This is a genomic window from Aeromicrobium yanjiei (assembly GCF_009649075.1).
GTDB classification, from domain to species: domain Bacteria; phylum Actinomycetota; class Actinomycetes; order Propionibacteriales; family Nocardioidaceae; genus Aeromicrobium; species Aeromicrobium yanjiei.
The window spans coordinates 892596-917748 of sequence record NZ_CP045737.1 but is presented as its reverse complement, the minus strand read 5'-3'; the positions used below and the strand labels follow the sequence as shown (position 1 = coordinate 917748).

The following is a 25153-nucleotide window of genomic DNA, read 5'->3' as shown; positions in this document are numbered from 1 at the left end:
CGGCCTATGCCCAGAGCTGGCCGTCGAGCTTGTCCTCGGCCTCGTCGAGGGTGCCCTCGTACGCGCCGGTGGACAGATACTTCCAGCCGCCGTCACACACCACGAACACGATGTCGGCGCTCTCGCCGGCCTTGATGCACTTGGCGGCCTGGGCCAGGGCGGCGTGCAGGATCGCGCCGGTGGACACCCCCGCGAAGATGCCTTCTCGCTCGACGAGCTCGCGGACCCGGCGGACCGCGTCGCGGGGACCCACCGAGAACCGGGAGTCGATCAGCGAGGCGTCGTAGAGCTCGGGGACGAATCCTTCGTCGAGGTTGCGCAGCCCGTAGACCAGCTCCCCGTAGCGGGGCTCGGCGGCCACGATGCGCACGTCCGGCTTGTGCTCGCGGAAGAACCGGCCGACGCCCATCAGGGTGCCGGTCGTGCCGAGGCCTGCGACGAAGTGGGTCACCTCGGGCAGGTCCGCGAGGATCTCCGGCCCCGTGCCGACGTAGTGCGCCTCGGCGTTGGCCGGGTTGCCGTACTGGTAGAGCATGACCCAGTCGGGGTGCTCCGCTGCGAGCCCCTTGGCCACGCGCACAGCCTCGTTGGAGCCGCCTGCCGCGGGCGAGGGGATGATCTTCGCGCCCCACATCGTCAGCAGCTGGGTGCGCTCGATCGACGTGTTCTCGGGCATCACGCAGACGATCTCGTAGCCGCGCTGCCGGGCCACCATCGCCAGGGAGATGCCGGTGTTGCCGCTGGTCGGCTCCAGGATCGTGCACCCGGGCGACAGCCGGCCGTCCTTCTCCGCCTGCAGGATCATCTGCAGCGCCGCGCGGTCCTTGATCGAACCCGTCGGGTTGTGGTCCTCGAGCTTGGCCCACAGCCGCACGTCCGGGGACGGCGACAGGGACGGCAGCCCTACCAGGGGCGTACCGCCGACCGAGTCGATCAGGGAGTCAAAACGCACGGCGTTCCAATCAGGAGAGGTCGGCGGACCCGCCGGCCACGGCCGGCAGGATGACCACGGTGTCGCCGTCGGCGACCGCGGTCTCGAGGCCACCGGTGAAGCGGATGTCCTCGTCGTTCACGTAGATGTTGACGAACCGGCGGGCCTGACCGTTCTCGAGCAGCCGGTCCTTGATGCCCTCGTGATCGAGCTCGAGCTGGTCGATCAGCTCGGCGACGGTCGACCCCTTGCCCTCGACGGCGCGCTCGCCGCCGGTGAGGGGACGCAGGATGGTGGGGATACGGACCTCGATGGCCATCAGTGCTCTGCCTTCTGTTGTGACGTTTCGGTGGGCGCTACATCTGTATAAGCCTCGACGACCCGAACTTCTTCCTCGGTGACCTCGCCGTCGACGATCCGGTACGACCGGAAGTCGACCGGACCGGACTCGTGGGCTCCGTCGCGGGTCGAGACGAGCACGTAGTGGGCGCCGGGCTCGCCGGCGAGGTTGACGTCCGTCCGGGACGGATACGCCTCGGTCGCGGTGTGCGAGTGGTAGATGACGACCGGCTCCTCGTCGTTGTCGTCCATCTCGCGGTAGAGGCGCAGCAGGTCGCCGGAGTCGAACTCGTAGAACGTGGGCGACATCGCGGCGTTGAGCATCGGGATCAGTCGCGCGGGGACGTCCGAGCCGATCGGGCCGGCGACGACGCCGCACGCCTCGTCAGGGTGGTCGCGGCGGGCATGCGCGATGATCGCGTCATGCGTGGCTCGGTCGATGGTCAGCACGCCGTGAGTTTATCGACCATCGCCACGACGGCCCGACGGCGACCGCGCCGCGAGACGGGCCCGTGCCGGAGGCGTCAGTCCAGGGCTGCGATCAACGTCTCCTGCACGTAGCCGAGCCAGTCGAAGATGTCGGACATCGCAGCGACGGCCTCGTCCTCGGACTCGGCCACCAACATCGTGTCCTCGTCGGTCTCGATGCCGAGCCGCACGGCCAGCGCCAGGCGGATGTCGGTGAGCGCGCGCAGCCAGGCCTGCACCTCGCCGGGGTCGAGCTCGACCTCGACGGGATCGCCGTGCTCGTCGGGGACCCCCTCGAACGTCAGCCCGCCGTCGACGAGCGAGCCGATCAGCGTCTCGGCGTTCTGCACCTTGGCCGAGGTCAGGCCCCGCTCGGTGAACCGGCGGAACTCCCCCGCGTCGTCGGGGTCGCCCCGGTACGCGTCGGGCAGCAGGCGCTGCAGCACGGGGTCCTCCGGGGGCAGGGACGGCCCGCCCATGCCGAGCTGGGTGGCGAGCGGATCGGCGTCGGACTCCTCGACCCCGTTGCGGTCGCGCAGCAGCTCGATGACCTGGCCCGCGAGGTTGGCCAGCAGGTGCGCCTCGCCGATCTCGAACGTCGCCGTGATCCCGCCGCGACGGCGGCGCTTGAACGGCTTCATGCGTCCTGCCGCTCGAGCGTGGCCCACAGCCCGTACTCGTGCATGGCCTGCACGTGTCGCTCCATCTCCTCGCGGCTGCCGCTCGAGACGACCGCCTTGCCGTCGTGGTGCACCTTCAGCATGAGCTCGTGGGCCTTCTCCTCGGTGTAGCCGAAGTAGTTGCGGAACACGTACGCGACGTAGGACATCAGGTTGACCGGGTCGTTCCAGACGATGGTGACCCAGGGGTTCTCGAGCTCGACGACGATGTCGGCGTCGGGCTCGGCGATCTCGACGGGGCTCGGGGTGGTCACGCCCCCATTGTGTCGCAGGCACCTGACGACGCGAAACCACGCGCCGTCGGTCCTAGGCTGGACCCCGTGACCACACCCAGCACCGCCCTGCTGACCGATCGCTACGAGCTCACGATGCTGCAGGCGACCCTGCGCAACGGGACGGCCCAGCGCCGCTCGGTGTTCGAGCTGTTCGCCCGTCGCCTGTCGGGAGGACGCCGCTACGGTGTCGTCGCCGGCGTGGGCCGGGCGCTGGACGCCCTCGCCGACTTCCGCTTCGGCGAGCCGGAGCTCGCGTGGCTCCGAGAGGAGGGCGTCGTCGACGACGACACGATCGCCTGGCTCGCCGACTACCGGTTCACCGGCTCGATCTGGGGCTATCCCGACGGGGAGATCTACTTCCCCCAGTCCCCCGTGATGATCGTGGAGGGCACGTTCGCCGAGAGCGTCGTCCTGGAGACGCTGTTGCTCTCGGTGCTCAACCACGACTCGGCGATCGCGACCGCCGCATCGCGCATGATCACCGCAGCAGGCGACCGGCCGTGCATCGAGATGGGCTCGCGCCGTACGCACGAGGCCGCTGCCGTCGCGGCGGCCCGCGCCGCCTACATCGCCGGCTTCGCGGCCACCTCGAACCTCGAGGCCGGTCGCACCTACGGCATCCCGACCACCGGGACCAGCGCCCACTCGTTCACGCTGCTGCACGACACCGAGCGCGAGGCCTTCGAGGCCCAGGTGCAGTCCCTCGGCCCCGGCACGACCCTCTTGGTCGACACGTACGACATCCCCGAGGCGATCCGCGCCGCGGTCGACCTGGCCGGTGGCGAGCTCGGCGGGGTCCGGCTCGACTCCGGCGACCTGGTGGCGCTGGCCCGCACCGTTCGCCAGCAGCTCGACGAGCTGGGCGCGACCAGGACCCGCATCACCGTCACCAGCGATCTCGACGAGTACGCGATCGCGGCGCTCGCGGTGGCCCCGGTCGACGGCTACGGCGTCGGCACCTCGCTCGTGACCGGCTCCGGCGTCCCCACCAGCGGCTTCGTCTACAAGCTCGTGTCCCGCGCGGACGACGACGGCCAGATGATCTCGGTCGCCAAGAGGAGCGCGGACAAGGTCTCGGTCGGCGGCCGCAAGTACGCCCTGCGACGCCTCGGGCCGAACGGCCGCGCCGAGGCGGAGGTGATCGGCGTCGGCGGGACACCCGTCCACGACGACAACGACCGCCCCCTGCTCGTCGAGCTGGTCCGCGACGGCAAGCGGATCCACTCCGAGTCCCTCGAGGAGTCCCGCGACCGCCACAGGGCGTCCCTCGCGGAGCTCCCGCTGCCCGCCCGCCAGCTGTCCAAGTCCGATCCCGTCCTGGACACCGTCTACGAGGAGACCCCGGCATGAGCACCGCCCTGATCGTCGTCGACGTCCAGCACGACTTCTGCGAGGGCGGCTCTCTCGCCGTCGAGGGCGGAGCCCGGGTCGCGCAGGACGTCGCGGACCTGATCGGCTCCGGGGCGTACGCGACCGTGGTCGCGACCCGGGACCACCACATCGATCCCGGCGAGCACTTCTCGGACACGCCGGACTTCGTGGACTCCTGGCCGCGGCACTGCGTCGTGGGCACCGAGGGCGAGCGGCTGCACCCCCCGCTGACGCCCGAGATGTTCGCCGAGATCTTCTTCAAGGGTGAGTACGCCGCCGCGTACTCCGGCTTCGAGGGCGCCTCGGCCGACGGCGTGACGCTCGCGGACTGGCTGCGAGCCGAGGGCGTCGACACCGTGGACGTCTGCGGCATCGCGACCGACTACTGCGTCCGCGCAACGGCCCTCGACGCCGCGCGGGAGGGCTTCGCGGTGCGCGTGCTGCAGGGGCTCACGGCTGCCGTCTCGCCGGACAACCTGCCCCGCGTGCGTGAGGAGTGGACCGCAGCCGGCGTCACGACCGCCTGAGCCCTGGCCCGCGCACCCCGGCGTTAGGTTGGTGTGATGAGCACCTCCTCCGCCGACCTCCCCATCGACGAGACCTCACGGGCGCGCCTGGCCGACGAGGGACTGCGCCTGGCCGTCGTCGACCGCACCGACCCCGCCGCGTACGAGGCGTGGTTCCGGGCCGAGACCCGCGGCTTCCACGACGCAGCGCCCAGCCCGGAGACGATCGCCCAGCGGCACCGCGGCCTCGAGGCGGACCGGCGCCTCGTGGGCGTCTTCGACGACACCGCGGGCATCCCCGAGCAGCCCGTGGCCACCACGATCTGCTGGCCTGCCGACCTGACGGTCCCCGGACGTCGCGCGGTCCCCGCGTGGGCCGTCAGCGGGGTCACGGTCTCGCCGACCCACCGCCGTCGCGGCATCGCCCGCGCGCTGATGGAGGCCGAGCTGCGCACCGCGCTCGCCCTCGACCTGCCGGCCGCGATGCTGACCGTCTCGGAGTCCACGATCTACGCCCGCTTCGGCTACGCCCCCGCAGCCTTCGCGCGTGACCTGACGATCTCGACCCGCCGCGTCCGGTGGACCGGTCCCGTCCCGGACGGTCGCGTCCGCCTCGTGACGGCCGAGCAGATGCGCGACGACGGACCGGCGATCGTGGAGCGGGTGCGCCTCGGCCGTCCCGGTGAGATGTCGTACGCGGGCCACCTGTGGACCCGCCAGCTCGGCTTGGGGCCCGGCGACAAGGACGCCAAGAAGCTGCGGATCGTCCGCTACGACGACGCCGACGGGACGCCGCAGGGCTTCGCGGTCTACGACCTCACGATGGATCCTGCGGACTTCGCCGACCACGAGCTCAAGGTCCGCACGCTCGTCGCGGCGACTCCGGATGCGTACGCCGGGCTGTGGCGCTACCTCCTGGAGGTGGACCTGGTCTCGACCGTCACGGCGCACCTGCGACCCGTCGACGAGCCGCTGCGTTGGATGATCGACGACTTCCGGGCCGTGCGGGTCAACGAGCTCGACCATCTCTGGGTGCGCGTGCTCGACGTGCCGAGCGCGCTGGGCGCCCGGTCGTACGGGGAGCCGGGCCGGTTGGTGATCTCGATCGACGACCCGCTCGGCTTCGCGGCGGGCACGTGGGCCGTCGACGTGGACGCGGAGGGCGAGGCCACCGTGACGGCCACCGACGACCCGGCCGATGTGTGGATGACGGTCAACGCGCTCGGCTCGCTGTACCTCGGCGGCGTCCCCGCACGTACGCTCATCGCCGCCGGCAGCCTGACCGGGGACGCCGAACGGCTCGACCGGATGTTCCGCGCCCCGGTCGAGCCGTACCTCAGCATCTGGTTCTAGCCGGCTACTTCTTCTTGACACGCACCCGGTCGATCGCCGAGGTGGACGCCTCGGTGGTGCCCGATCCCAGGTAGGAGGCGCGCAGCGCGCGCTTGCCGGTGGACGTCAGACGAATCTTGACCGAGCGGGTCCTGCCGTTGACCCAGACCGTCTTGACGACCCGCGAGCCGTCCTTGATCTGCACGCGTCCGGACGGCGCGACGCCTGCCGCGATGACGGTGACCCTCGCGGTGACCCGCGCCCCCTTCTTCGCCGATGTCTTGGCGATCGAGAGCGTGGTGGTCGTCGGGGCCTTCCCGACCGTCAGGTCGAACGCCGCGCTCGTGCCACCGACCGTCCGCGCGTCACCGGTGTACTGAGCCACCAGTCGGCGCGCGCCGATGCCCAGCCTGCTCAGCGCGACCTTGGCCCGTCCGTCCTGCACGACCCCCGCACCCACCACGGTGCTGCCGTCGAGCACCCGGACGCGGCCGGTGGGCACGACGCCCGCGCCCCCCGTGACCGTCACGGTCGCGGTCAGCTTCTGGCCGTGGACCGCCGCCCGGCTGGGCAGCGACAGCGTCGTGGTGCTCCGGAGCTGATCGGCGAACACGGTGGTCGCCTCTCCGAGGCGCAGGAGCACGGTCTCGCCCGTGGCGTCCTTGAGGCCGTCGTTGTCGGTGACTGCGTAGATCGCGCCATCGGCCGCGACCGTGAAGCCCTCGAGCTTCTCCTGCGTCCAGCCGTTGGTCGCGCGCAGCTTCGGCAGCACGTCGATCGCCAACTTCTTGTCGACGATCGGCAGCGTGCCCGGCGCGGGATCGCTCGTCGGCACGTCGACGGTGTAGATGCGCTTGTTGCGGGCGTTCGGGCCGTTGAGCTTGTCTCGCTCGATCACCGCGAAGGTGTCGTCGTCGACGGCCGTGATCTCGGACAGCCCGACCCAGTCGGCGCCGTCGCGCTTGGGGCTGTTCATCTCGTAGCCGAACCAGTGCCAGGTGCCGTCGGCGACGTCGTAGCGTCCGATGCGGGCGATGTCGTCGCCGTCGACCGTCTCGGTCTGGTCGGTGACATCGGTCCACAGCTGGCGCTGGATGACGACGAACACGTGCTCACCCTTGGCGTCGTTAGTGGCCGTCACGCCCTCCAGGCCCCAGTTCTTGATGTGCGAGGTGATGTCGGCCGGCAGGTCGACCGTCTGCTGGATCGCCCCGGACCCATCCGTGCGGTACAGCTTGTTGGCCGGGCCCGTGGCGCCCTCGTTGGCCAGCCAGAATCCGCCCTGCGGACGGGCGAAGATCCCCTCGACGTCCAGGTCCGCACCCACGCCGTCCTTCGTGACCGTCAGGGCCGAGGTGATGCGGGCCGGTGTCCTGGTCACGTCGACCGTGAAGATCTGGCCGGGCTTGAGCACCGTGTCGGACGCAGCGTAGATCGTGCCGGCGTCGCCCGGCTTGGCGCTCAGCGCTCCGAGGGCGCTCCAGCCGATCGGGTTGCCGTCGATGTCGTCTGCGACGATCGACGGGAAGGCCGCCGCACCGTCACCGAGCCGGTACAGGCTGACGCTGGCGCGCACGCCGCTCGCGGCGGCATCGGTCTCGCTGGAGACGGCGAGCAGGTCGCGGCCCGGGATCGGCAGGATGCCCTCGGGACCGTTGGTCGTCGGCAGGATCTGCTTGAACACCGGCGCAGCCGGATCGGCGACGTCGTACACCGCGACGACGTTGCTGCGCTCGGAGCCGACGAACGCGTACCGCACGCCGCCGATCGTCGCGACCGCCAGACCCTCGGGCTCGGCCCCCTTCTTGGCGGCTCGGTCGTCGTTGTACAAGCCGTGGCGCACGGCGATCTTCTCGAAGCTGTTGCCGGCGTCCCAGGTCACGCTGCCGTCACGGGCGTCGAAGACCGTCCAGCCGCGGGAGCCGCCCTTCCAGTCGCCTTCGTTGGCCGTGGCCACGTGGGTGTCGTCGACCCAGGCGATCGAGTCGGGCTCGCGCACGACGTCGGTCAGCGAGTCGGTGAACGAGATCTTGCCGTCCTTCGTGGTGTCGAAGCCCGAGCCCGACACGGCACCGGCCGAGAAGACCTTCTCGATGGCACGGGTCCTCAGGTCGATGATCGCGATGCCGTTGTTCTCCTGCAGGGTCAGCGCCAGCTTGTTGTCGGCGTTGATCGAGACGTACTCCGGCTCGGGATCGGTGGGCTCGGTCAGACCGGCAGCGATGAACGACGGGAGGGCCGTCCCGTCGGGCTGGACCAGGTCGAGCCGGTGCTTCTCCCACGTGGTGGGGCCACCGGTCAGGTCGATGACCTGCACGAACCCGGCGGGCAGCTGTGGAAGATCGCCCTTCGCGCGTCCGGCCGGCTTGGCCTCCTCGTCGCGCTGGTTCTCGATTGCGATGGCCGCGTAGGACTCGTCGGCGCTGATGTCGATCGAGTCGGGCTGGCCCTCCAGGTCGATGCTGCGGATGAGCTTGGAGTCGGCCATGCGCACGATGTCGAGGCGCCCGGACGGCTTGGTGAAGCTGTCACTGGTGTCGACGACGACCAGGACGTACCGGCCGACGACCGCGACCGAGGTCGGCTGGTCGTCGGTGTCCCCGAGCTGCGCGAGCGAGAGGCTGCCGGCGCCGACCGGCTCGTCCGGGTCGCTGATGTCCAGGAAGCCGATCCGCTTGCCGAGGGCGTCTGTGTAGACGAGCGTCTTGCCGTCCGCGGAGACGTCCGAGATCTCGGCGACCGTCTCGGACCCGGCAGGCACGTCCTTGGGCAGGTTCTTGTAGACCGGGTAGGTCGCGGTGCGGTGGAAGCTCCGGTCGGGCTCGGCGGCGCCGGAGCCGGTCGCGGGCAGCACGATGGCGGCCAGGGCCCCAGCGGTGACGCCGACGAGGGCCGGTCGGACGATCGATCGAATCATCGGTGCCAGGCGCGACGGGCGCGGTGGCTTCGTGTGAGGTGACATGCGACGCATGCTGTCGACGTCAGCGCAACAGACCTCGACCGCGCGGTGAACGGCCGCCGACCCCTAGGCGAATGCCTGCGCGAGCTCGTGGGCCGGCGTTCTCCGTCGTGCGCACACGCTGCCCTTGAGGAACGCTGGTGCGCATGCCCTTGACCTCCCCCGTGCGCACGACCGGGCGCCTAGCCCTCGGCGCGATGCTGTTGTTCGCCGGCACCAGCCACCTGACCTTCGCGCGTCAGGAGTTCTCCGCCCAGGTGCCGCCATGGATCCCCGTCGACACCGATCTCGTGGTGCTCGCCTCGGGTGTCGCCGAGCTGACCCTCGGCGGGGCGCTGATCGCCGCACCGCGACGCCACCGGGCCACCGTGGGATGGGTCGTGGCGGCCTTCTTCGTCGCGATCTTCCCCGGCAACATCTCCCAGCTGGTCACCAGGACGGACGCCTTCGGGCTCGACTCGGACCGCGCCCGCGCCGTACGGCTGCTCTTCCAGCCGCTGCTCGTGCTCTGGGCGCTGTGGTCAACCGGCGCGTGGCGGTCCTGGCGTCAGCGTCGCGCGTCCGCGCGCGTGATCCAGTAAGCAGCCGTCTCCGGGCTCGGCGTCCCGAACCGGGCGTTGACCACGAACAGCGAGTCCTTCACGAGGGCGACCGTGCTGGGCACGTCGATCTCGTCCGCGAAGTCGGCCCGTTCGATCATGTCGACGAGCTCGCCGGTCCGCTGGCGCCGGTCGAGGTCGACGACCGCGATCTTGTTGAGCCGGTTCTGCACGACGTAGAGCACCCCACGGCCCCGCTCGAGCCCGTCACCGTTGACGAAGGTCGTCCCGCCGGTGTCGATCTGGCGGGTCCGGCCCGATCGCGGGTCGATGCGAAGGAGCAGACCGGTGTTGCTCTGCACCGCGACCAGTGCCTTGCCGTAGCTCACGATGCCGTTGAGGTTGTTGCCCGCCGCGAGCTGAAGATCGCCGGTCAACGGCACGATCTTGGCCCGCCCGGCCGCGGGCAGCTTGGCGCTCCGTCCGCGCGTGAACGGGACGACCAGCAGCTCCTTCGACAGCGAGTCGGTGGCGTAGACGCCGCTGCGGGTCACGGTCAGGTCGTTGACGAACCGCGCGCTCACGCTCGGGAAGGCGTACGTCGCCAGGACCTTGCCGGTGTCGGCGTCCTGCGCACGCACCTCCTTGCCGGCGCCCCCGGCGACCCACAGGACGTCGCGGCGCCGGTCGTAGTCGATGCCGACCGCCACGCGTCCGGTCGCCCCGGCGAAGCGGGTGGTGCGTCCCGACGCGATGCCGATCTTCAGGATGGCTCCGTCGGCGCGGGACCCGGAGTAGAGATTCTTGCCGTCCGTGGTGATGCCCTCGGGCAGCCAGCCGGCCGGCAGCTCGATGCGATCCGGTGGCGCGGGGCGTCGGTCCTGGGCGGGGTGGGCGGAGGCGGGCAGGACGGTCGCGACCACGGCCGCTGCGGCGAGTCCCACCGCCCAACGAAGATGTCTCATGATCGGTCCTGTCGTCGAGGCGGATCTCTCCATGGTGAGCACGCCCCGTCCTTCCGGCAACCTCAATTCAGCCCTTGGGCGAGCTGCCGTCCTGCGGCATCGTCGCCGGGAACGTGCCGAGCCGCTCGATCATGAACCCGCCCGGATAGGAACGGATGCGGTGTGTGTCGCGCAGGAACGCCGGCCTGCGGCGGGGCGGGAGGAACCGGACGATCCGGCCGCGGGCCACCAGCGACCCGTGGGCGAGCGCGGTCACGAGCCGCGGCGGCCGCGGATAGCCGAACGCCTCGCGCAGGTGGTCGTCCAGCAGCGCGATGCTGAACCGGCGCATCGCCGGGCGAAGCGGCCGCGGGTAGAAGCCCACGAACAGGTCGAGGGTCGCATCGGCCACGGCCCGGGACCTGGGGTCGAACGCGTAGGTGTCGCGCTCGTAGGCGTCCATCAGCTCGGCGAACCCGTCGTAGTCGGCGGGGATGTCGCGAATGCCCATGAGCCGGCCGAGCCGCTGGTAGTAGCGCACGGTCGCCGTCTTCTCCGCGTCGAGCCCGGGCCGCCAGCCGTACCTCGTGATCCACCGCACCGGGGTCACCACGAACGTCGAGAGCACGTAGCGCAGGTCGTCGTTGGAGATGTCGTAGCTGCCGTGCATCTGGTTCATCCGGCGCACCCCGGCCCGGCCGTCCGGCGAGTCCAGACCCTCGGCGGCCAGCGTCTCCAGGATCAGCGCGGTGTCGTCGTGCCGCTTCTGCGTCGCGCCGGTGAACTCACCGGTCTCGTGCAGCAGGCGACCGATCGAGGGCACCGCGTACGTGCGGAACAGCGCGAAGCTGAGCGCCTGCTGCGAGTCCCACGGGAACTCGTGCATCGCGGTGATCCGGACGATCTGCTCGTACTGCGTCTCGGGGTCGAGTCGATCGATCTCACGCTGCCAGTGATCTCGCCTCATGTCCGGACACTACCGTGACAGTGACGCTGTCACAATGCCCGGCGGATCGCGCTAGGCCGTCGCGCGGAGGAAGTCCACGATGTCGTCGAGGGCGCGCCGGGCGACCGGCACGACACCGGGCAGGCTGAGGAAGCCGTGGATCGCGCCCTCGTACTCGACGTAGCGGACCGGCACCCCCGCCTCCACGAGCGCATCGCGATACCTCGAGCCGTTGTCGAGCAGCGGATCGTGCTCCGCGGTGAGGATGAACGCCTTGGGCAGCCCTGCGTGGGAGGCCGCCCGGATCGGGGAGGCGCGGAAGTCCTCGGTGCCGTGCTGTGCGTCGAGGTAGAGCCGGACGTACGCCCGCATGTTGCGCGACGTCAGCACGGGCGCCTCGGCGTTCCGGTCCTCCGAGGGCCATCGGTCGTACATCTCGACGCCGGGATAGATCAGCACCTGGGACCGGATCTCGGGTCCACCCGCGTCGCGGGCCAGCAGCGTCATGACCGCGGCGAGGTTGCCGCCCGCGCTGTCACCCATCAGCGAGATGCGCGAGGGGTCGACGCCCAGCTCGTCCGCGTGGTCGACGACCCACGTGAGCGCATCCCAGCAGTCCTCCACGCCGGCCGGGAACGGGGCGTCCGGGGCCAACCGGTACGACGGCGAGATCACGACCGCCCGGGCGCCGACCGCGACGCTGCTCGCGAGCCAGCCGGACTGCTCGGGATTGCCCTGGACCCAGCCGCCGCCGTGGAAGTTGACGACGCACGGCAGCGGTCCCGCGACGTCCGTGGGCCGGTGCACGAGCGCGCGGGATCCCGAGCCGATCGTGATCTCCTGCTGCGTGGCCTGCGCGTGGACCCGGCCGAAGAGTCGCTGCCCGACCGCGGAGCGCTGCAGCCGCACCCGCTTCGCACGGTGGGCCGGCAGGTCCTCGACCTCCTCGATGCCCTTCTCGACCAGCCGCATGAGTCGAGCGAACAGTCGGGTGCGGGGGGCCATGGTGCTCAACGGCAGGTCCTTCGGCTCATGTCGCGCGCGGCGAGAGGTGGTCGACGAACCCTAGCCGGACGCCTTGAGCGCCCACGCCCGGATCGCGTCGATCCGCGCCTGCAGCTCGGCCGACGAGGCCTGCGCCGCAGGAGGTCCGCCGCACTGCGAGCGCAGCCGGCTGTGGGTGACGCCGTGCGGGGCGCCCGTGCGGTGGTGCCACGCGCCGACGAGCGCCTGCAGCTCACGGCGCAGCTCGCTTCGGCGCTCGAACGCGACGTCGGCCGCGATCTCGGGCTCCGCGCGGGCCGCCTTGTCCTGGGCCCGCTTGGCGCGCGCGGTCTTCAGCAGCTCGGCGACCTGATCGGGGTCGAGCAGGCCGGGGATGCCCAGGAAGTCGAGCTCGCCGTCGTCGTCGGAGAGCGCGTCGTAGCCGAACTCGCCGCCGTCGTAGACGAGCCGGTCGAACGAGGCGTCGCTCGCGAGCGCGCGGTACTCCCCCAGCTGGTCGGAGGCGCCCTGGTCCTCCTGCGCCTTGGCGATGAGCTCGGCCTCGGCGGCGAACAGATCGTCCTCGTCCTTGACCGCGCGTCCGATCACGTGATCGCGCTGGGCCTCAAGGTCCGAGGCCAGCTCGAGCAGGCGCGGCACGCTCGGCACGAAGATCGAGGCCGTCTCACCCTTGCGCCGGGCACGCACGAAGCGGCCCACGGCCTGGGCGAAGTAGAGCGGGGTCGAGGTCGTCGTCGCGTACACGCCGACCGACAGCCGCGGGATGTCCACGCCCTCGGAGACCATGCGGACCGCGACCATCCACGGCGTCATGCCGGCCGAGAACTCGGCGATCTTGGCGCTGCTGCCGGGCTCGTCGGACAGCACCACGGTCGGCTTCAGACCCGTGATCTCGGCCAGCACCGAGGCGTACGCACGAGCGCTGTCCTGATCGCTCGCGATCACCAGGCCCCCCGCGTCGGGGACGTGCCGGCGCACCTCGTTGAGTCGGGTGTGCGCCGCGGTGAGCACCTCGGGGATCCACGAGCCGTTGGGGTCGAGCGCGGTGCGCAGCGCCTGGGCCGTCGCGGCGCGGTCGAGCGGCTCGCCGAGGCGGGCCGCGACCTCGTCGCCCGCACGGGTGCGCCAGTGCATCCGGCCCGAGTAGGCCATGAACAGCACGGGTCGCACGACGCCGTCCTTGAGCGCGTGGCCGTAGCCGTAGGAGTAGTCCGCGACGCTCGCGACGGTGCCGTCGACCTGCGGGGCGTACGTCACGAACGGGATGGGGTTGTCGTCGGAGCGGAACGGGGTGCCGGTCAGCGCGAGCCGCCGGACCGCGGGCTCGCAGGCCTCCTGGACGGCGTCTCCCCACGTCAGCGCGTCGCCGGCATGGTGGACCTCGTCCATGATCACCATCGTCGAGCGGTGCTCGATGCGGGCGCGGTACGCATTGGGGTTGACCGCAAGGCCCGCGTACGTGACCGCGAAGCCCTGGAAGCCCGAGCCGAGCGCCCCCTGGCTCGGCAGCGTCGGATCGATCGCGATGCCGATGCCCGAGGCGGCCAGCGCCCACTGCGTCTTGAGGTGGTCGGTGGGCGTCACGATGACGATCCGCTCGACGATACCCTTCGCGAGGAGGTCGGCGGCGATCGTCAGGGCGAACGTGGTCTTGCCGGCTCCGGGCGTGGCGACAGTGAGGAAGTCGCTCGGTTGCGTGCGTTGGTAGAGCTCGAACGCCTCGCGCTGCCAGACCCGGAGGTGCTGGCTACGCGTCACCCGACGGATCCCCCTCGTCGCCCTTGTCGAGACCTTCCCAGATGTCCTTGCACTCGGGGCAGACCGGGAACCTCTGCGGATCGCGGCTGGGCGTCCACACCTTGCCGCACAGGGCGATGACGGGCGTGCCCATGACCATGGCCTCGGTCAGCTCGTCCTTGGGCACGTAGTGCGAGAAGCGCTCGTGATCGCCTTCCTCGGGGCGCTGGTCGACACGCTCGTCGGTGCGCTCGTCGAGTGCCGTCTGCGAACCACGCTGGAAGAAAGCCACGGCGACAGTCTAACGAGTGCCCGAGACCGTTTCCTAGTTCGCCGACGGGTCGTCCGGGAATGTCGCCCAGAATCGGATGTCGTCGTCCTGGCGCCGCAGGACGTCGCGCCACAGCGTCTCGGGGTGAGGCGAGATGAGATCGCCGTCCTCGGCCACGACGACGAGCCAGGCGCCCTCCGCGATCTCCTCCTCGAGCTGACCGGGACCCCAGCCCGCATAGCCGGCGAAGACCCGCAGACCGTACAGCTCACCGCTCGCCGGCAACGGCCCGTCGAGGTCGATCAGCCCGACCCGACCTGCCATCTGCCGCCAGCCGAGGGGCGGGACGTCCGCGATGACGCCCAGCGCGAGCGCGGAGTCCATCGCGACCGGTCCGCCCTCGAACAGGCACACCGGCGCGTTGACGAGGCCGGCCCAGTCCGGCAGGACGTCGTCGACCTCGGCGGTGTCCAGCGGACGGTTGACGATCACGCCGAGTGCACCGTCCTGGTCGTGGTCGAGCAGGAACACGACGCTGCGCAGGAAGGGACCCGCCTCGATGGCCGGGGTGGCCACCAGCATCGTTCCGCGCAGGGAGTCCATGTCTCCATGATGCCCCGTGGTGCTCCGCCAGGCGACACTGCCGAAAGCCCTATGCTCGTGGCATGGCTGACGACGCGGGCACCGGCGAGGAGCTCACGATCGACGAGCTCGCGGCTCGGGCGCAGATGACCGTGCGCAACGTGCGTGCGTACGCCGCGCGCGGGCTGATCGACGCACCCCGCCTCGCGGGCCGCACGGGCTACTACAACCGCGAGCACCTGCAGCGGCTGCAGCTCGTGCGCCAGCTGCTCGAGCGCGGCTTCACGCTCGCGGCGATCGAGAAGGCGATCCAGAACACCCCGCACCACGCCGCGGGGCACACCCTCGACCTCATGACGATCCTCGACCTCCCCGACGAGGGTGACGCCGAGATCATGTCGCGCGAGGACCTCGCAGCCCTCGCCGGCGTCGAGCGCGACGACGCCCTGATCGAGTCGATGGTGGGCCTCGGGCTGGTCGAGAAGCTCGACGGCGACCGCGTACGCCTCATGGAGCCCGCGGTGGTGCGTGCGGGTGCCGCGGCCGTGACGCTCGGCCTGCCGCCGGAGTCGGTCATCTCCCTGTTCCCCGTGCTGCAGTCCCACCTGCGGACCATCGCGGACACGTTCGTGCGCGAGGTCGTGACCGAGCTGATCCAGCCGTTCATCGACGCGGGCCTGCCCGAGCACGACTGGCGCCGCATCATCGACCTCGTGGACGGCCTCCTGCCGATCGCGAGCCAGGTCACGCTGGGGATCTTCCGCTCCGAGATCCGCAAGTCGATCGACATCGAGGTCGGCGAGCAGATCACCGGCATCGCAGCCAAGCTCGACTGACGTCCGCGCCGATCCGCTCAGGCAGCGATCGCGTTGCGCAGACGGGACAGCAGCCCGCCCCGGTGCACGTCGTCCTGCCGGCTCGGCGCACGGGTGGCCCACGTCCTGCGGGCCGAGTCCTGGATCTGCTGGCCCCGGTGCGGCGGCACACCCGCCGAGGTCGCGAGGTAGGCCAGCTCCTTCGCGAACGCCTTGCGCAGCGCGGGCTCGTCCCGGTGGGCGTCGAGCAGGGCGCGGACGGACGGCAGATCGGCGGCCGTGCTGACCCACGCCGTCACCGCGACCATGCCGGGGTCCTCCTGGCCCTCGCAGATGAGCCGCTCCATGTGCCCGCTGAGCCGCTGGAACCAGGTCATCTGGAGCTCGAAGAGCGCGTCGGTGTCGGTCGGGAAGGCGTCCCGCCCACCCTCGGTGGCGTCGATGAGCTCGGTGAGGCTGAGGTCGCGGTGGGCGTCCTTGACAGCCAGCATCCCGCGAAGAGATTCCTTGCGACGGTTGTAAGCATCCCAGGTCATGGGTCTGCTCCTTCCTGTTCCGTCGGAAACCGAGAGTTACATACTCTCGGTACGTACTCTCAGTATGTGACCGACCGGCGGTACAGGCAAACCTCGGGCGCTGTGATTCGGGGCACGAGACGCCGATCACCGTAGACTCGGTGCCATGTCCCATCCCGCACGCGTGACGAAGAGCGTCCTGCGCACCGCTCGCAAGACCACCAAGACCACACGTCGCCAGGACTACTCCTCGAGCACCAAGAAGGCCCTCCTGGACAGCGCGACGACCCTGTTCACCGATCACGGCTACGCAGGCACGTCCCTCGACGAGGTCGTTGCGGCCGCGCGGGTCACCAAGGGTGCGCTCTACCACCACTTCCCGAGCAAGCTCGCGCTGTTCGAGAACGTCTTCCTGCGCGTGCAGGAGTCGACGACCGCCGAGATCGAGAAGTCGATCAACGCCTCGAAGGACCCGTGGGAGCGGGCGCAGATCGGCATGGACAAGTTCCTCCAGGTCTGCCGCCAGCCGCAGTTCCGCCGCATCTGCATGCAGGAGGGCCCGGTCGCCCTCGGTCACGAGCGCTGGCACGAGGCTGAGAAGGCCTCGTCGTTCGGCATCGTCCAGCGGGTCGTGGACGACCTGCTGGCCGATCTCGGCGACGCCGACGGCCTGGGCGAGGCCTTCGCCGCCGTCTTCTACGGCGCGATCCGCTCGGCCTCGGAGTACGTGTCGGACGCCGACGACCCGGACGCGGCCAGCGAGGAGGTCAAGGCCACGATCGGTGCGCTCCTGACCGGCCTGCGGCTGCTGCCGCAGGAGGGGCACCCGATCAGCTGAAGCTGACCCCGCCGTCGCCCTCGGGCACCAGCTCGAGGAACACCTTGCCGGGCTCGATGCGGTACGGCTTGCCGTCCGCGGTCCTGAACCGCAGCCCCTTGGTGAGCCCCGGCTTGACCCATGTCACCGAGGTCACGCGGTTGCCGTGGAAGATCCGCGCCTCCCCACTGCCCTCGAACACGGTCTCCGGCACGGGATTGCCCGCGGGATCGGTGTAACCCGCATCTCCCACACGGCACGACAGCACGATCATGGTGTCGGCCTCGAAGTCCTTGCCGGCCTCGGCGTGGCCGTTCGTGCGGACCCACTTGCGGCCCTTGAGCGCCCACGACGTCGCGGTCGAGGGCGAGAACCGCACGGTCGCGGTCGTCGCCTTCTTCGGCTTGGGCGTCGCCGTCGCGCCGGTCGAGCTCGAGGGCTTCGGCGTGGGGTCCGAGCCCTGCGACCACGGCAGGTACGGCCCGGGGATCGTCGTGGCCTTGGCGTTGCGGGCCACGGTCTTGAGGTCGATCAGGCGGTTGTAGGGGCGGACCTTCAGCGGATCGCTGCTGAAGCCAGGAGCGCCGTCGTCCTCGGAGAAGACCTTGATGCCGGCGCCCTTGACCTTGTTGTACGCCCCGGTGGCGCCGCCGGACGCGACGATCTGGCCCCCGACGGGGCCCGCGATGCCGATGTCGCTGGTGCGTAGCGAGCGCACGTGGCCGACCTTGGACGGCAGCGAGGAGTAGTAGAAGGCGGCGAGGCGCGTCAGTCCGCCCTCGACGAGCTCCTCGATGACCAGGTCGGCCTGGTCGAGACCGTACTGCGGCGCTCCGCCGATCGTGTTCTCGATCTTCACGACGAAGACGGGGTTGTCCGGACGACCCTTCTTCATCGCCTTGCCCGTGAGCGGGGACACCTCCACCAGCTGCTTCGCCGTGCCCTTGCTCGGCTCGGGCGACGCCTTCTGAGTGGAGTCCGAGGAGGAGCTGCAGGCGGCCAGAGCAAGGGACGCGGCGGTCGCCGCAACCAGGAGACGCAGGTTCATGCGGCCAGCATGCCCCATGCCAGGTTGTCTCCCAAGGAGGCGTGCCTCAGGCCCCGTCAGGCTCCTCGGGCGGCTTCTTCTTCGTCGGCGCCTTCGAGGCCTGGGCCTTCTTGGCGGCGTTCCTGCGGGGCGCGCCGGCCTTGCGGAAGCCCGCCTCCTCGGCCTCGGCCTCGGTGCGGAACCACGCGCCGGCCTTGGTCCGGGCGTACGCGGGGCTGTCCGGGAGGTGATAGATCTTCGAGGACGTGTTGCCCTTGATGACGTGGTCGGCCGACGGCGGCTCGACACCGCGCGAGCGCGGCTTCGGCCCGGGCTCGGGTTCCGGCTCGGGTTCCGGCTCCGGGTCCGGCTCGGGTTCCCGCTCCGGCCGGGGTTCGGGCTTCGGCTCGGGCGAGGGCACAGCCTTCATGACGGGGCCCGGGGCCCGTCGCCTGCGGGCCCGCACCTGCAGCTCACGCACCAGCCAGCCGAGGACGAATCCCAGCACTCCGGCGCCCAGCAGCCAGACGGCGATCTCGCCGATCGTGTGGCTCGACATCGCTCAGCCCTCCTTCACGACGAGGTCGACGCGGCGGTACCGCTCGTCGGTCGCGCTGATCCCCGCCGAGGGCGAGGCGTAGGTCCGCTGCGAGATGCGGTCGGGATCGATCCCGAGGCCGACGAGGTAGGACGTCACGGCCGCGGCCCGGTCCCGGCCCAGCACCTGCCCCTGCTCGGGGTCCTTCGGACCGACGTGGGCGCCGACCTCGATCCGGACGTCGTCGTGGCGACGCATCACGTCGGCCACTGCCGCGAGGGCCGCGCCGTCCTGACCTGTGAGGTACGCAGCACCTGTCGGGAAGACGATCCTCGTGCCGTCGAGGACTGCCGCGTCGTCCCGGCCGAGCCCGCCGTGGTCGATCGTGAGATCGTCGTCGACCTCCAGGTCCGGCATCGCGGTCGCGAGGAGATCGACGACGCGGTGTCGTCCTGCCGTGCTGCGGACGGTGCCCCGGATCCTCGCGGTGTCGGCCCCGTCGATCGTGAGCTGCAGGTCACGGACGGCGATGACGTCCCCCAGCACGCCCGGGAACGCGCCCACCCACCGGGCCGCCTCCACGTCGGGGTCCACCCTCAGATCCCCCGAGACCGTGACGCCGTAGGTGAGGGAGACGGCGGCCTTGATGCCGGCGGCTGCGTCTGCGTCGGGCACGACGCCGCTGATCGCGACTCCGCGCGACGTGCGCTCGAGGGCGATCGTCGACGCGTCGGGGGCGGAGGCGTCGACCCGCTCCTGCGCATCGGTGTCCGGGCCGTCCACGACCCGCGCCCAGCGCACGCCGTCGACTCCCTCCACGACCTCGCGCGCCTCACGCAGATCGGTCCCGCTGCCGCCGCTGAGCGAGGCCTCCCGGCCCTCGAACGTGACCGAGACGCCGTCGAGGCCGGCAGCGGCCAACGCCTGCTCGGACGCGGGTCGCAGGGCCTCGGCCACCGAGCGCGAGCCGACGATCGAGCCGAGCGCGACGACCGCGACGAGGCCTGCGGCGACCAGCGCGGTCAACCACTTCAGGCTGGTGTCCGACACGTCGGGCATCTCTCCTGTTCTTCGAGCGGGCGATGAACAGCGTACGCGGTCGGGTGCGTCCAGTGCTCCACACCGAGCGGTTGTCGTACCCGGCTGGAACCATGGGGGCATGCCCGATCCGCTCGCCAGGTTCGCGCCCGCGACCCGGGCGTGGTTCACCGAGTCCTTCGAGGCCCCGACCCCCGCCCAGATGGGCGCGTGGGACGGCGTCGCCGGCGACGAGCACGTGCTGGTCGTCGCGCCGACCGGCTCGGGCAAGACGCTCGCGGCGTTCCTCTCGGCGATCGACCGGCTGATGCACGCGGAGCAGTCGGAGGGCACCCGGGTGCTCTACATCTCGCCGCTCAAGGCGCTCGCCGTCGACGTCGAGCGCAACCTGCGCTCGCCCCTGGTCGGCATCACGCAGGCCGCGGCACGGCGCGGCGACGAGTTCCAGGAGGTCACTGTCGGCGTCCGCTCGGGCGACACCTCCCCGCGCGACCGGCGCGCCCTCGTCACCCGGCCCCCCGACATCCTCATCACGACACCCGAGTCGCTGTTCCTCATGCTCACCTCGGCCGCGCGCGAGACGCTACGCAGCGTCGACACCGTGATCGTCGATGAGATCCATGCCGTGGCCGGCACCAAGCGGGGCGCCCACCTGGCGGTGTCGCTCGAGCGGCTCGACGCCCTGCTCGACACCCCCGCGCGACGGATCGGCCTGAGCGCGACGGTGCGCCCTCACGACGAGGTGGCCCGTTTCCTCGCCGGGTCCAGCCCGGTGCGCGTCGTCGCCCCCGAGTCGCCCAGCCGCCTGGAGATGCACGTCGAGGTCCCGGTCGAGGACATGACCAGCATCCCGGCGCCGCCCCGCGACGAGGGCAGCGGCGCCCGCGCCCTCGAGGAGGACGCACCGCGCGGCAGCATCTGGCCGCACGTCGAGGAGTCCGTGATGCGCCGGGTCCTCGAGCACCGCTCGACGATCGTCTTCGTCAACTCCCGCGGTGTGGCCGAACGCCTCACCGCGCGCCTCAACGAGGCGTACGCCAAGCACCTCGAGGCCGAGTCGGTGCCCCGGGACTCCCCTCGTCCCCCCGCCCAGCTGATGGGCGGCAGCGCACAGTCCGAGGGGGCCGAGCCCGTGCTGGCGCGCGCCCACCACGGCTCGGTCAGCAAGGACCAGCGGGCGCTGATCGAGGACGAGCTCAAGTCGGGCCGGCTGCGGTGCGTCGTGGCGACGTCGAGCCTGGAGCTGGGCATCGACATGGGCGCGGTCGACCTGGTCGTGCTGGTGTCGACGCCCCCGTCGGTCGCGAGCGCGCTGCAGCGGGTCGGCCGCGCGGGTCACCAGGTCGGCGAGCTGTCCCGCGGCGTGCTCTATCCCACGTCACGCCAGGACCTGCTCGGGGCCACCGTGACCACCGCACGCATGCAGCAGGGCCTGATCGAGCGGCTCGACATCCCCGCCAACCCGCTCGACATCCTCGCCCAGCAGACCGTCGCCGCGACCGCGCTGGAGAGCCTCGACGTCGAGGAGTGGTTCGACACCGTCCGACGCAGCGCCCCGTTCGCGACGCTGCCCCGGTCGGCCTACGACGCGACACTCGACCTGTTGTCGGGCCGCTATCCCTCCGACGAGTTCGCCGAGCTGCGCCCACGCCTGGTGTGGGACCGCGACGCCGGGACGATCACGGGTCGGCCCGGTGCCCAGCGCCTGGCCGTCACCAGCGGCGGGACGATCCCCGACCGCGGCATGTTCGGGGTCTTCCTCGCGGCCGGCACCGAGGAGACCGGCTCCCGCAAGGTCGGCGAGCTCGACGAGGAGATGGTCTACGAGTCGCGGATCAACGACGTCTTCGCCCTCGGCGCCACGAGCTGGCGCATCCAGGAGATCACCCACGACCGGGTCAACGTCACGCCCGCATTCGGCCAGCCCGCGCGGCTGCCGTTCTGGAAGGGCGACGCGATCGGTCGACCCCATGAGCTCGGCGAGGCGATCGGCGCGTTCGTGCGTGAGGCCGCGGCCCTCTCTGCCGAGCAGCTCGCCCAGCAGACGGCCGGTCTCGGCCTGGACCGGCGGGCCTCGGACAACCTGGCCGCCTACCTCGGCGAGCAGAAGGCCGCGACCGGGCAGGTCCCGTCCGACCGCACGCTCGTGGTCGAGCGGTTCCGCGACGAGCTCGGCGACTGGCGGGTCGTCCTGCACTCGCCGTTCGGTCGCCGCGTCCACGCCCCGTGGGCCCTGGCCGTCGCCGCCCGCATCGTCGAGCGCTACGGGATGGACGGCTCGGTCGTGGCCAGCGACGACGGCATCGTCGCGCGCATCCCCGACACCGAGACCGAGCCCCCGGGCGCCGACCTGTTCGTCTTCGAGGCCGACGAGCTCGACAAGATCGTCACCGAGGAGGTCGGCGGCTCCGCCCTGTTCGCGTCACGGTTCCGCGAGTGCGCGGCCCGCGCGCTGCTCCTGCCCCGCCGCAACCCCGGATCGCGCGCCCCCTTGTGGCAGCAGCGCCAGCGCTCGGCGCAGCTGCTCGACGTCGCCCGCAAGTACCCGACCTTCCCGATCCTGCTCGAGACCGCGCGGGAGTGCCTCCAGGACGTCTACGACCTGCCGGCCCTCACCGCCCTGACCCGGCGCCTGGCTTCCCGTGAGGTGCAGATCGCCGAGGTCACCACCGAGCGCGCCTCGCCGTTCGCCCAGAACCTCCTGTTCGGCTACGTCGCGGCCTTCCTCTACGAGGGCGACACGCCGCTGGCCGAGCGCCGGGCCTCGGCCCTGACGCTCGACCCCACGCTGCTCGCCGAGCTGCTCGGCCGGGCCGAGCTGCGCGAGCTGCTCGACCCCGACGTGCTCGAGCGCACCGAGCGCGAGCTGCAGCGACTCACCGCGGACCGGCAGGCCAAGGACGTCGAGGGCGTCGCGGACCTCCTGCGGATGCTGGGCCCGCTCACCGAGACGGAGGTCGCCGCCCGTCTGCAGCCCGACGTCGCGGTGCACGCCTCGACGTGGCTGGGCGAGCTGCGCGAGGCCCGTCGCGCGATCGAGGTGTCGATGGTCGGCGAGATCCGCTGGGCCGTCGTGGAGGACGCCGGACGGCTGCGCGACGCCCTCGGCGTGGTGATCCCGCTCGGCGTCTCCGAGGCGTACCTCGAGTCCCCCGCCGATCCGCTGACCGACCTGATCTCCCGGCACACCCGCACCCACGGACCGTTCACGACCCAGGAGGTCGCGGAGCGCTTCGGCCTCGGCACCGCCGTGGTGCAGCAGGTCCTGCGCCGGCTGTCCCGCGACGGACGGCTGACCGAGGGCGAGTTCCGGCCCCAGGCGACGGGCAGCGAATGGGTCGAGCCCGGTGTCCTGCGCCGCATCCGGTCGCGCTCGCTGGCTGCCGCCCGCCAGCAGGTCGAGCCGGTCGACCCCGGCACGTTCGCCCGCTTCCTGCCGTCCTGGCAAGGCGTCGGCGGCAGCCTGCGCGGCCCCGACGGCGTCCTGACCGTGATCGACCAGCTGGCCGGCCTCGCGCTGCCGGCCTCGGCCTGGGAGTCCCTGGTCCTGCCCGCCCGCGTCCGGGACTACTCCCCCGCGATGCTCGACGAGCTGACCTCGGCCGGTGAGGTGGTGTGGTCCGGCGCGGGCACGCTGCCCGGCAACGACGGCTGGGTCCAGCTGCATCCCGCCGACTTCGTGCTGCGCGCTGCGGGCGCCCAGCCGGGCGAGACCGACGCGCTGCACACCGCGATCGTCGAGGCGCTCGCCGGAGGCGGTGCCTTCTTGTTCCGCCAGCTCGTCGACGCGCTCGGCACCGACAACGGCCTGCCCGACCACACGCTGGTGACCGAGGCGCTGTGGGACCTGGTCTGGAGCGGGCAGGTCAGCAACGACACCTTCGCGCCGCTGCGCACGCTCGTGGGTCGAGGCGGCGCCCACCGCACGACCAGGCCCACGCCCCGGGCCCGCATCCACGGTCGCCGACCCCGTTCGCCCCGCGTCGCGGCGCAGGGCCCGCCGACCGTGAGCGGGCGGTGGTTCGCACTCGCCGAGACGACCAGCGACCCCACCGCACTGCAGCTGGCCCGCACCGAGGCGCTCATCGGCCGCTACGGCGTCGTGACGCGGGGATCGGTCATGGCCGAGCAGACGCCGGGCGGGTTCGCAGGCATCTACCGCGTGCTGCGCGAGCTCGAGCAGACCGGCTCGGTGCTGCGTGGCTACTACATCGAGACGTTGGGGGCCGCCCAGTTCGCCGCGACCTCCACGGTCGACCGCATGCGCGCCCACGCGACCGACGACGACCGGCCCACCGATGCGCGCGCCCTGACGCTGGCCGCGACCGACCCGGCCAATCCCTACGGCGCGGCCCTGCCCTGGCCCGGGCGCGCCGCAGAGGCAGACTCGACCCGGCACCGACCGGCCCGCAAGGCCGGCTCGCTGGTGGTCCTGCACGACGGCCGGCTCGTGGTCTATCTCGAGCGGGGAGGCAAGAAGGCACTGGTGTTCGACGACCATCCCGCGCGCCTCGCCGCCGCCGCCACCTCGCTGGCGGCCACGGTCCGCGGCCGGCGCATCAGCCGGCTGACGATCGAGACCGTCGACGGCCAGCCGGTCGCGCCCAGCCCGTTCGGCGAGGCGTTGGCCGAGGCGGGCTTCGAGCGCACGATCAAGGGGCTTCGACTCGATGCCTGAGGGAGACACCGTCTGGCGCACTGCCCACCACCTCCGCGAGGCCCTGGCCGGCCGCGTGCTGACGCGCACCGACTTCCGGGTGCCCGCCTTCGCGACGGTCGATCTGTCCGGCTCTCGTGTCGACGAGGTCGTGAGCCACGGCAAGCACCTGTTGATCCGCACGCCCGAGCACTCGATCCACTCGCACCTGAAGATGGAGGGCGCCTGGCACGTCCAGCGGATCGGCACCGACTGGCGGCGGCCCGGGCACTCCGCCCGTGCAGTCCTGGAGAACCAGGAGTGGCAGGCGATCGGCTACTCCCTCGGCATCCTGGAGGTCCTCGCCCGCAGCGACGAGGCCGAGGCGATCGGCCATCTCGGTCCCGATCTGCTCGGACCGGACTGGGACCTCGACGAGGCCGTGCGCCGGGTCTCGGCCGACCCCGACCGCCCGGTGTTCCTGGCCCTGATGGACCAGCGCAACCTCGCGGGATTCGGCAACGAGTACGTCAACGAGCTGCTGTTCATCATGGGTCTGTCGCCGCACCGGCGCGTCGGTGACGTGCCAGACGTCGCGCGGGTCATCTCCCGCGGCCAACGCATGCTCGACGTCAACAAGTCGCGCATCGAGCGCTCGTTCACCGGCAGCACCCGCAGCGGCGAGGACCGGTGGGTCTACAGCCGAGAGCGGGCCCGCTGCCGCCGCTGCGGCACCCGGTTGCTCAACGGACAGCTGGGCGACCGGCCGACCTCCGAGCGCAACGTCTTCTGGTGCCCCCACTGCCAGCCCTGAGGCACCCCCAACCCAGATCTGCGGACTCCTGCACGCTTTCGCGGCCACGGACCGTGCAGGAGCCCGCA

At 71.4% G+C, this 25153-nt stretch carries 24 protein-coding genes; 8 read left to right on the top strand and 16 right to left on the bottom strand.

The features are described 5' to 3' along the window. Nucleotides 1-4 precede the first annotated feature (4 nt). The 5 genes from GEV26_RS04685 to clpS form a co-directional block, all read right to left on the bottom strand. On the bottom strand, nucleotides 5-952 hold the full coding sequence (locus GEV26_RS04685) for a PLP-dependent cysteine synthase family protein (RefSeq protein WP_153651988.1): 948 nt from the start codon (nucleotides 950-952) through the stop codon (nucleotides 5-7). A 10-nt stretch (nucleotides 953-962) separates the two neighbouring features. Further along, nucleotides 963-1250 (bottom strand): MoaD family protein, encoded by a 288-nt coding sequence (locus GEV26_RS04680; RefSeq protein ID WP_153651987.1) that lies wholly within the window; start codon nucleotides 1248-1250, stop codon nucleotides 963-965. Then, nucleotides 1250-1720, bottom strand: a complete 471-nt coding sequence (locus tag GEV26_RS04675; protein ID WP_153651986.1) for a M67 family metallopeptidase — start codon at nucleotides 1718-1720, stop codon at nucleotides 1250-1252. The genes GEV26_RS04680 and GEV26_RS04675 overlap by 1 nt, the downstream gene beginning before the upstream one ends. Before the next feature lie 74 nt (nucleotides 1721-1794). Further along, nucleotides 1795-2379 (bottom strand): DUF2017 domain-containing protein, encoded by a 585-nt coding sequence (locus GEV26_RS04670; RefSeq protein ID WP_153651985.1) that lies wholly within the window; start codon nucleotides 2377-2379, stop codon nucleotides 1795-1797. Beyond that, nucleotides 2376-2672, bottom strand: a complete 297-nt coding sequence (gene clpS / locus GEV26_RS04665) for an ATP-dependent Clp protease adapter ClpS (RefSeq protein ID WP_153651984.1) — start codon at nucleotides 2670-2672, stop codon at nucleotides 2376-2378. Before clpS ends, GEV26_RS04670 begins: the two co-directional genes overlap by 4 nt. A 66-nt stretch (nucleotides 2673-2738) precedes the next feature. Here clpS and GEV26_RS04660 point away from each other — a divergent pair, with 66 nt between their 5' ends. From GEV26_RS04660 to GEV26_RS04650, 3 genes are read left to right on the top strand one after another with little or no spacing between them, the layout of a single operon-like run. Continuing rightward, nucleotides 2739-4043, top strand: a complete 1305-nt coding sequence (locus GEV26_RS04660) for a nicotinate phosphoribosyltransferase (protein ID WP_153651983.1) — start codon at nucleotides 2739-2741, stop codon at nucleotides 4041-4043. Beyond that, entirely contained in the window at nucleotides 4040-4591 is a 552-nt protein-coding gene (locus tag GEV26_RS04655; RefSeq protein WP_153651982.1) for an isochorismatase family protein, read from the top strand. The genes GEV26_RS04660 and GEV26_RS04655 overlap by 4 nt, the downstream gene beginning before the upstream one ends. Nucleotides 4592-4627: 36 nt before the next feature. After that, nucleotides 4628-5923 carry a GNAT family N-acetyltransferase gene (locus GEV26_RS04650; RefSeq protein ID WP_153651981.1) on the top strand — a complete coding sequence of 432 codons (1296 nt, stop codon included), beginning with the start codon at nucleotides 4628-4630 and terminating at the stop codon, nucleotides 5921-5923. Between the two features lie 4 nt (nucleotides 5924-5927). Here GEV26_RS04650 and GEV26_RS04645 read toward each other — a convergent pair whose 3' ends face one another. Further along, complete coding sequence (locus GEV26_RS04645; RefSeq protein WP_153651980.1) at nucleotides 5928-8819, bottom strand: esterase-like activity of phytase family protein; 2892 nt, start codon at nucleotides 8817-8819, stop codon at nucleotides 5928-5930. A gap of 188 nt (nucleotides 8820-9007) precedes the next feature. On the opposite strand from GEV26_RS04645, the gene GEV26_RS04640 reads away from it, so the two are divergent. Continuing rightward, complete coding sequence (locus GEV26_RS04640; RefSeq protein WP_153651979.1) at nucleotides 9008-9442, top strand: DoxX family protein; 435 nt, start codon at nucleotides 9008-9010, stop codon at nucleotides 9440-9442. Here GEV26_RS04640 and GEV26_RS04635 read toward each other — a convergent pair. From GEV26_RS04635 to GEV26_RS04610, 6 genes are all read right to left on the bottom strand, one after another. Beyond that, the gene (locus GEV26_RS04635) at nucleotides 9409-10365 is read right to left on the bottom strand and encodes an NHL repeat-containing protein (protein ID WP_153651978.1); all 957 of its coding nucleotides are present in this window, start codon (nucleotides 10363-10365) and stop codon (nucleotides 9409-9411) included. The two genes, GEV26_RS04640 and GEV26_RS04635, sit on opposite strands and share 34 nt — an antisense overlap. 67 nt (nucleotides 10366-10432) lie before the next feature. Beyond that, nucleotides 10433-11311 carry an oxygenase MpaB family protein gene (locus GEV26_RS04630; RefSeq protein WP_153651977.1) on the bottom strand — a complete coding sequence of 293 codons (879 nt, stop codon included), beginning with the start codon at nucleotides 11309-11311 and terminating at the stop codon, nucleotides 10433-10435. A gap of 51 nt (nucleotides 11312-11362) precedes the next feature. After that, complete coding sequence (locus tag GEV26_RS04625) at nucleotides 11363-12295, bottom strand: alpha/beta hydrolase (protein WP_153654968.1); 933 nt, start codon at nucleotides 12293-12295, stop codon at nucleotides 11363-11365. Between the two features lie 60 nt (nucleotides 12296-12355). Further along, complete coding sequence (locus GEV26_RS04620) at nucleotides 12356-14053, bottom strand: DEAD/DEAH box helicase (RefSeq protein WP_153651976.1); 1698 nt, start codon at nucleotides 14051-14053, stop codon at nucleotides 12356-12358. Continuing rightward, on the bottom strand, nucleotides 14043-14324 hold the full coding sequence (locus GEV26_RS04615) for a DUF3039 domain-containing protein (RefSeq protein ID WP_153651975.1): 282 nt from the start codon (nucleotides 14322-14324) through the stop codon (nucleotides 14043-14045). The genes GEV26_RS04620 and GEV26_RS04615 overlap by 11 nt, the downstream gene beginning before the upstream one ends. Nucleotides 14325-14357: 33 nt before the next feature. Next, nucleotides 14358-14906, bottom strand: a complete 549-nt coding sequence (locus tag GEV26_RS04610) for a YqgE/AlgH family protein (protein ID WP_153651974.1) — start codon at nucleotides 14904-14906, stop codon at nucleotides 14358-14360. 62 nt (nucleotides 14907-14968) lie between these two features. On the opposite strand from GEV26_RS04610, the gene GEV26_RS04605 reads away from it, so the two are divergent. After that, the gene (locus GEV26_RS04605; RefSeq protein ID WP_153651973.1) at nucleotides 14969-15721 is read left to right on the top strand and encodes a MerR family transcriptional regulator; all 753 of its coding nucleotides are present in this window, start codon (nucleotides 14969-14971) and stop codon (nucleotides 15719-15721) included. 17 nt (nucleotides 15722-15738) lie between these two features. Here the strand turns inward: GEV26_RS04605 and GEV26_RS04600 are convergent, their stop codons facing one another. Next, nucleotides 15739-16236, bottom strand: a complete 498-nt coding sequence (locus GEV26_RS04600; RefSeq protein WP_153651972.1) for a hypothetical protein — start codon at nucleotides 16234-16236, stop codon at nucleotides 15739-15741. A 145-nt stretch (nucleotides 16237-16381) separates the two neighbouring features. Between GEV26_RS04600 and GEV26_RS04595 the strand changes: the two genes are divergently transcribed. After that, a complete protein-coding gene (locus tag GEV26_RS04595) occupies nucleotides 16382-17053 on the top strand; it encodes a TetR/AcrR family transcriptional regulator (protein WP_153651971.1) in 672 nt (223 codons plus the stop codon). Here GEV26_RS04595 and GEV26_RS04590 read toward each other — a convergent pair. Genes GEV26_RS04590 through GEV26_RS04580 form a run of 3 tightly spaced genes read right to left on the bottom strand, consistent with a single transcriptional unit; the run spans nucleotide 17046 to nucleotide 19656 of the window. Then, nucleotides 17046-18080: a DUF3048 domain-containing protein gene (locus tag GEV26_RS04590; protein ID WP_194839964.1), complete on the bottom strand. Its 1035-nt coding sequence runs from the start codon at nucleotides 18078-18080 to the stop codon at nucleotides 17046-17048. The two genes, GEV26_RS04595 and GEV26_RS04590, sit on opposite strands and share 8 nt — an antisense overlap. Nucleotides 18081-18126: 46 nt before the next feature. After that, nucleotides 18127-18618, bottom strand: a complete 492-nt coding sequence (locus GEV26_RS04585) for a sunset domain-containing protein (RefSeq protein ID WP_153651969.1) — start codon at nucleotides 18616-18618, stop codon at nucleotides 18127-18129. A 3-nt stretch (nucleotides 18619-18621) separates the two neighbouring features. Beyond that, complete coding sequence (locus GEV26_RS04580) at nucleotides 18622-19656, bottom strand: OmpA family protein (protein ID WP_153651968.1); 1035 nt, start codon at nucleotides 19654-19656, stop codon at nucleotides 18622-18624. A 100-nt stretch (nucleotides 19657-19756) separates the two neighbouring features. On the opposite strand from GEV26_RS04580, the gene GEV26_RS04575 reads away from it, so the two are divergent. Then, the gene (locus GEV26_RS04575; RefSeq protein ID WP_153651967.1) at nucleotides 19757-24313 is read left to right on the top strand and encodes an ATP-dependent helicase; all 4557 of its coding nucleotides are present in this window, start codon (nucleotides 19757-19759) and stop codon (nucleotides 24311-24313) included. Further along, the gene (locus GEV26_RS04570; RefSeq protein ID WP_153651966.1) at nucleotides 24306-25085 is read left to right on the top strand and encodes a DNA-formamidopyrimidine glycosylase family protein; all 780 of its coding nucleotides are present in this window, start codon (nucleotides 24306-24308) and stop codon (nucleotides 25083-25085) included. Before GEV26_RS04575 ends, GEV26_RS04570 begins: the two co-directional genes overlap by 8 nt. The last annotated feature ends 68 nt before the right edge of the window (nucleotides 25086-25153 follow it).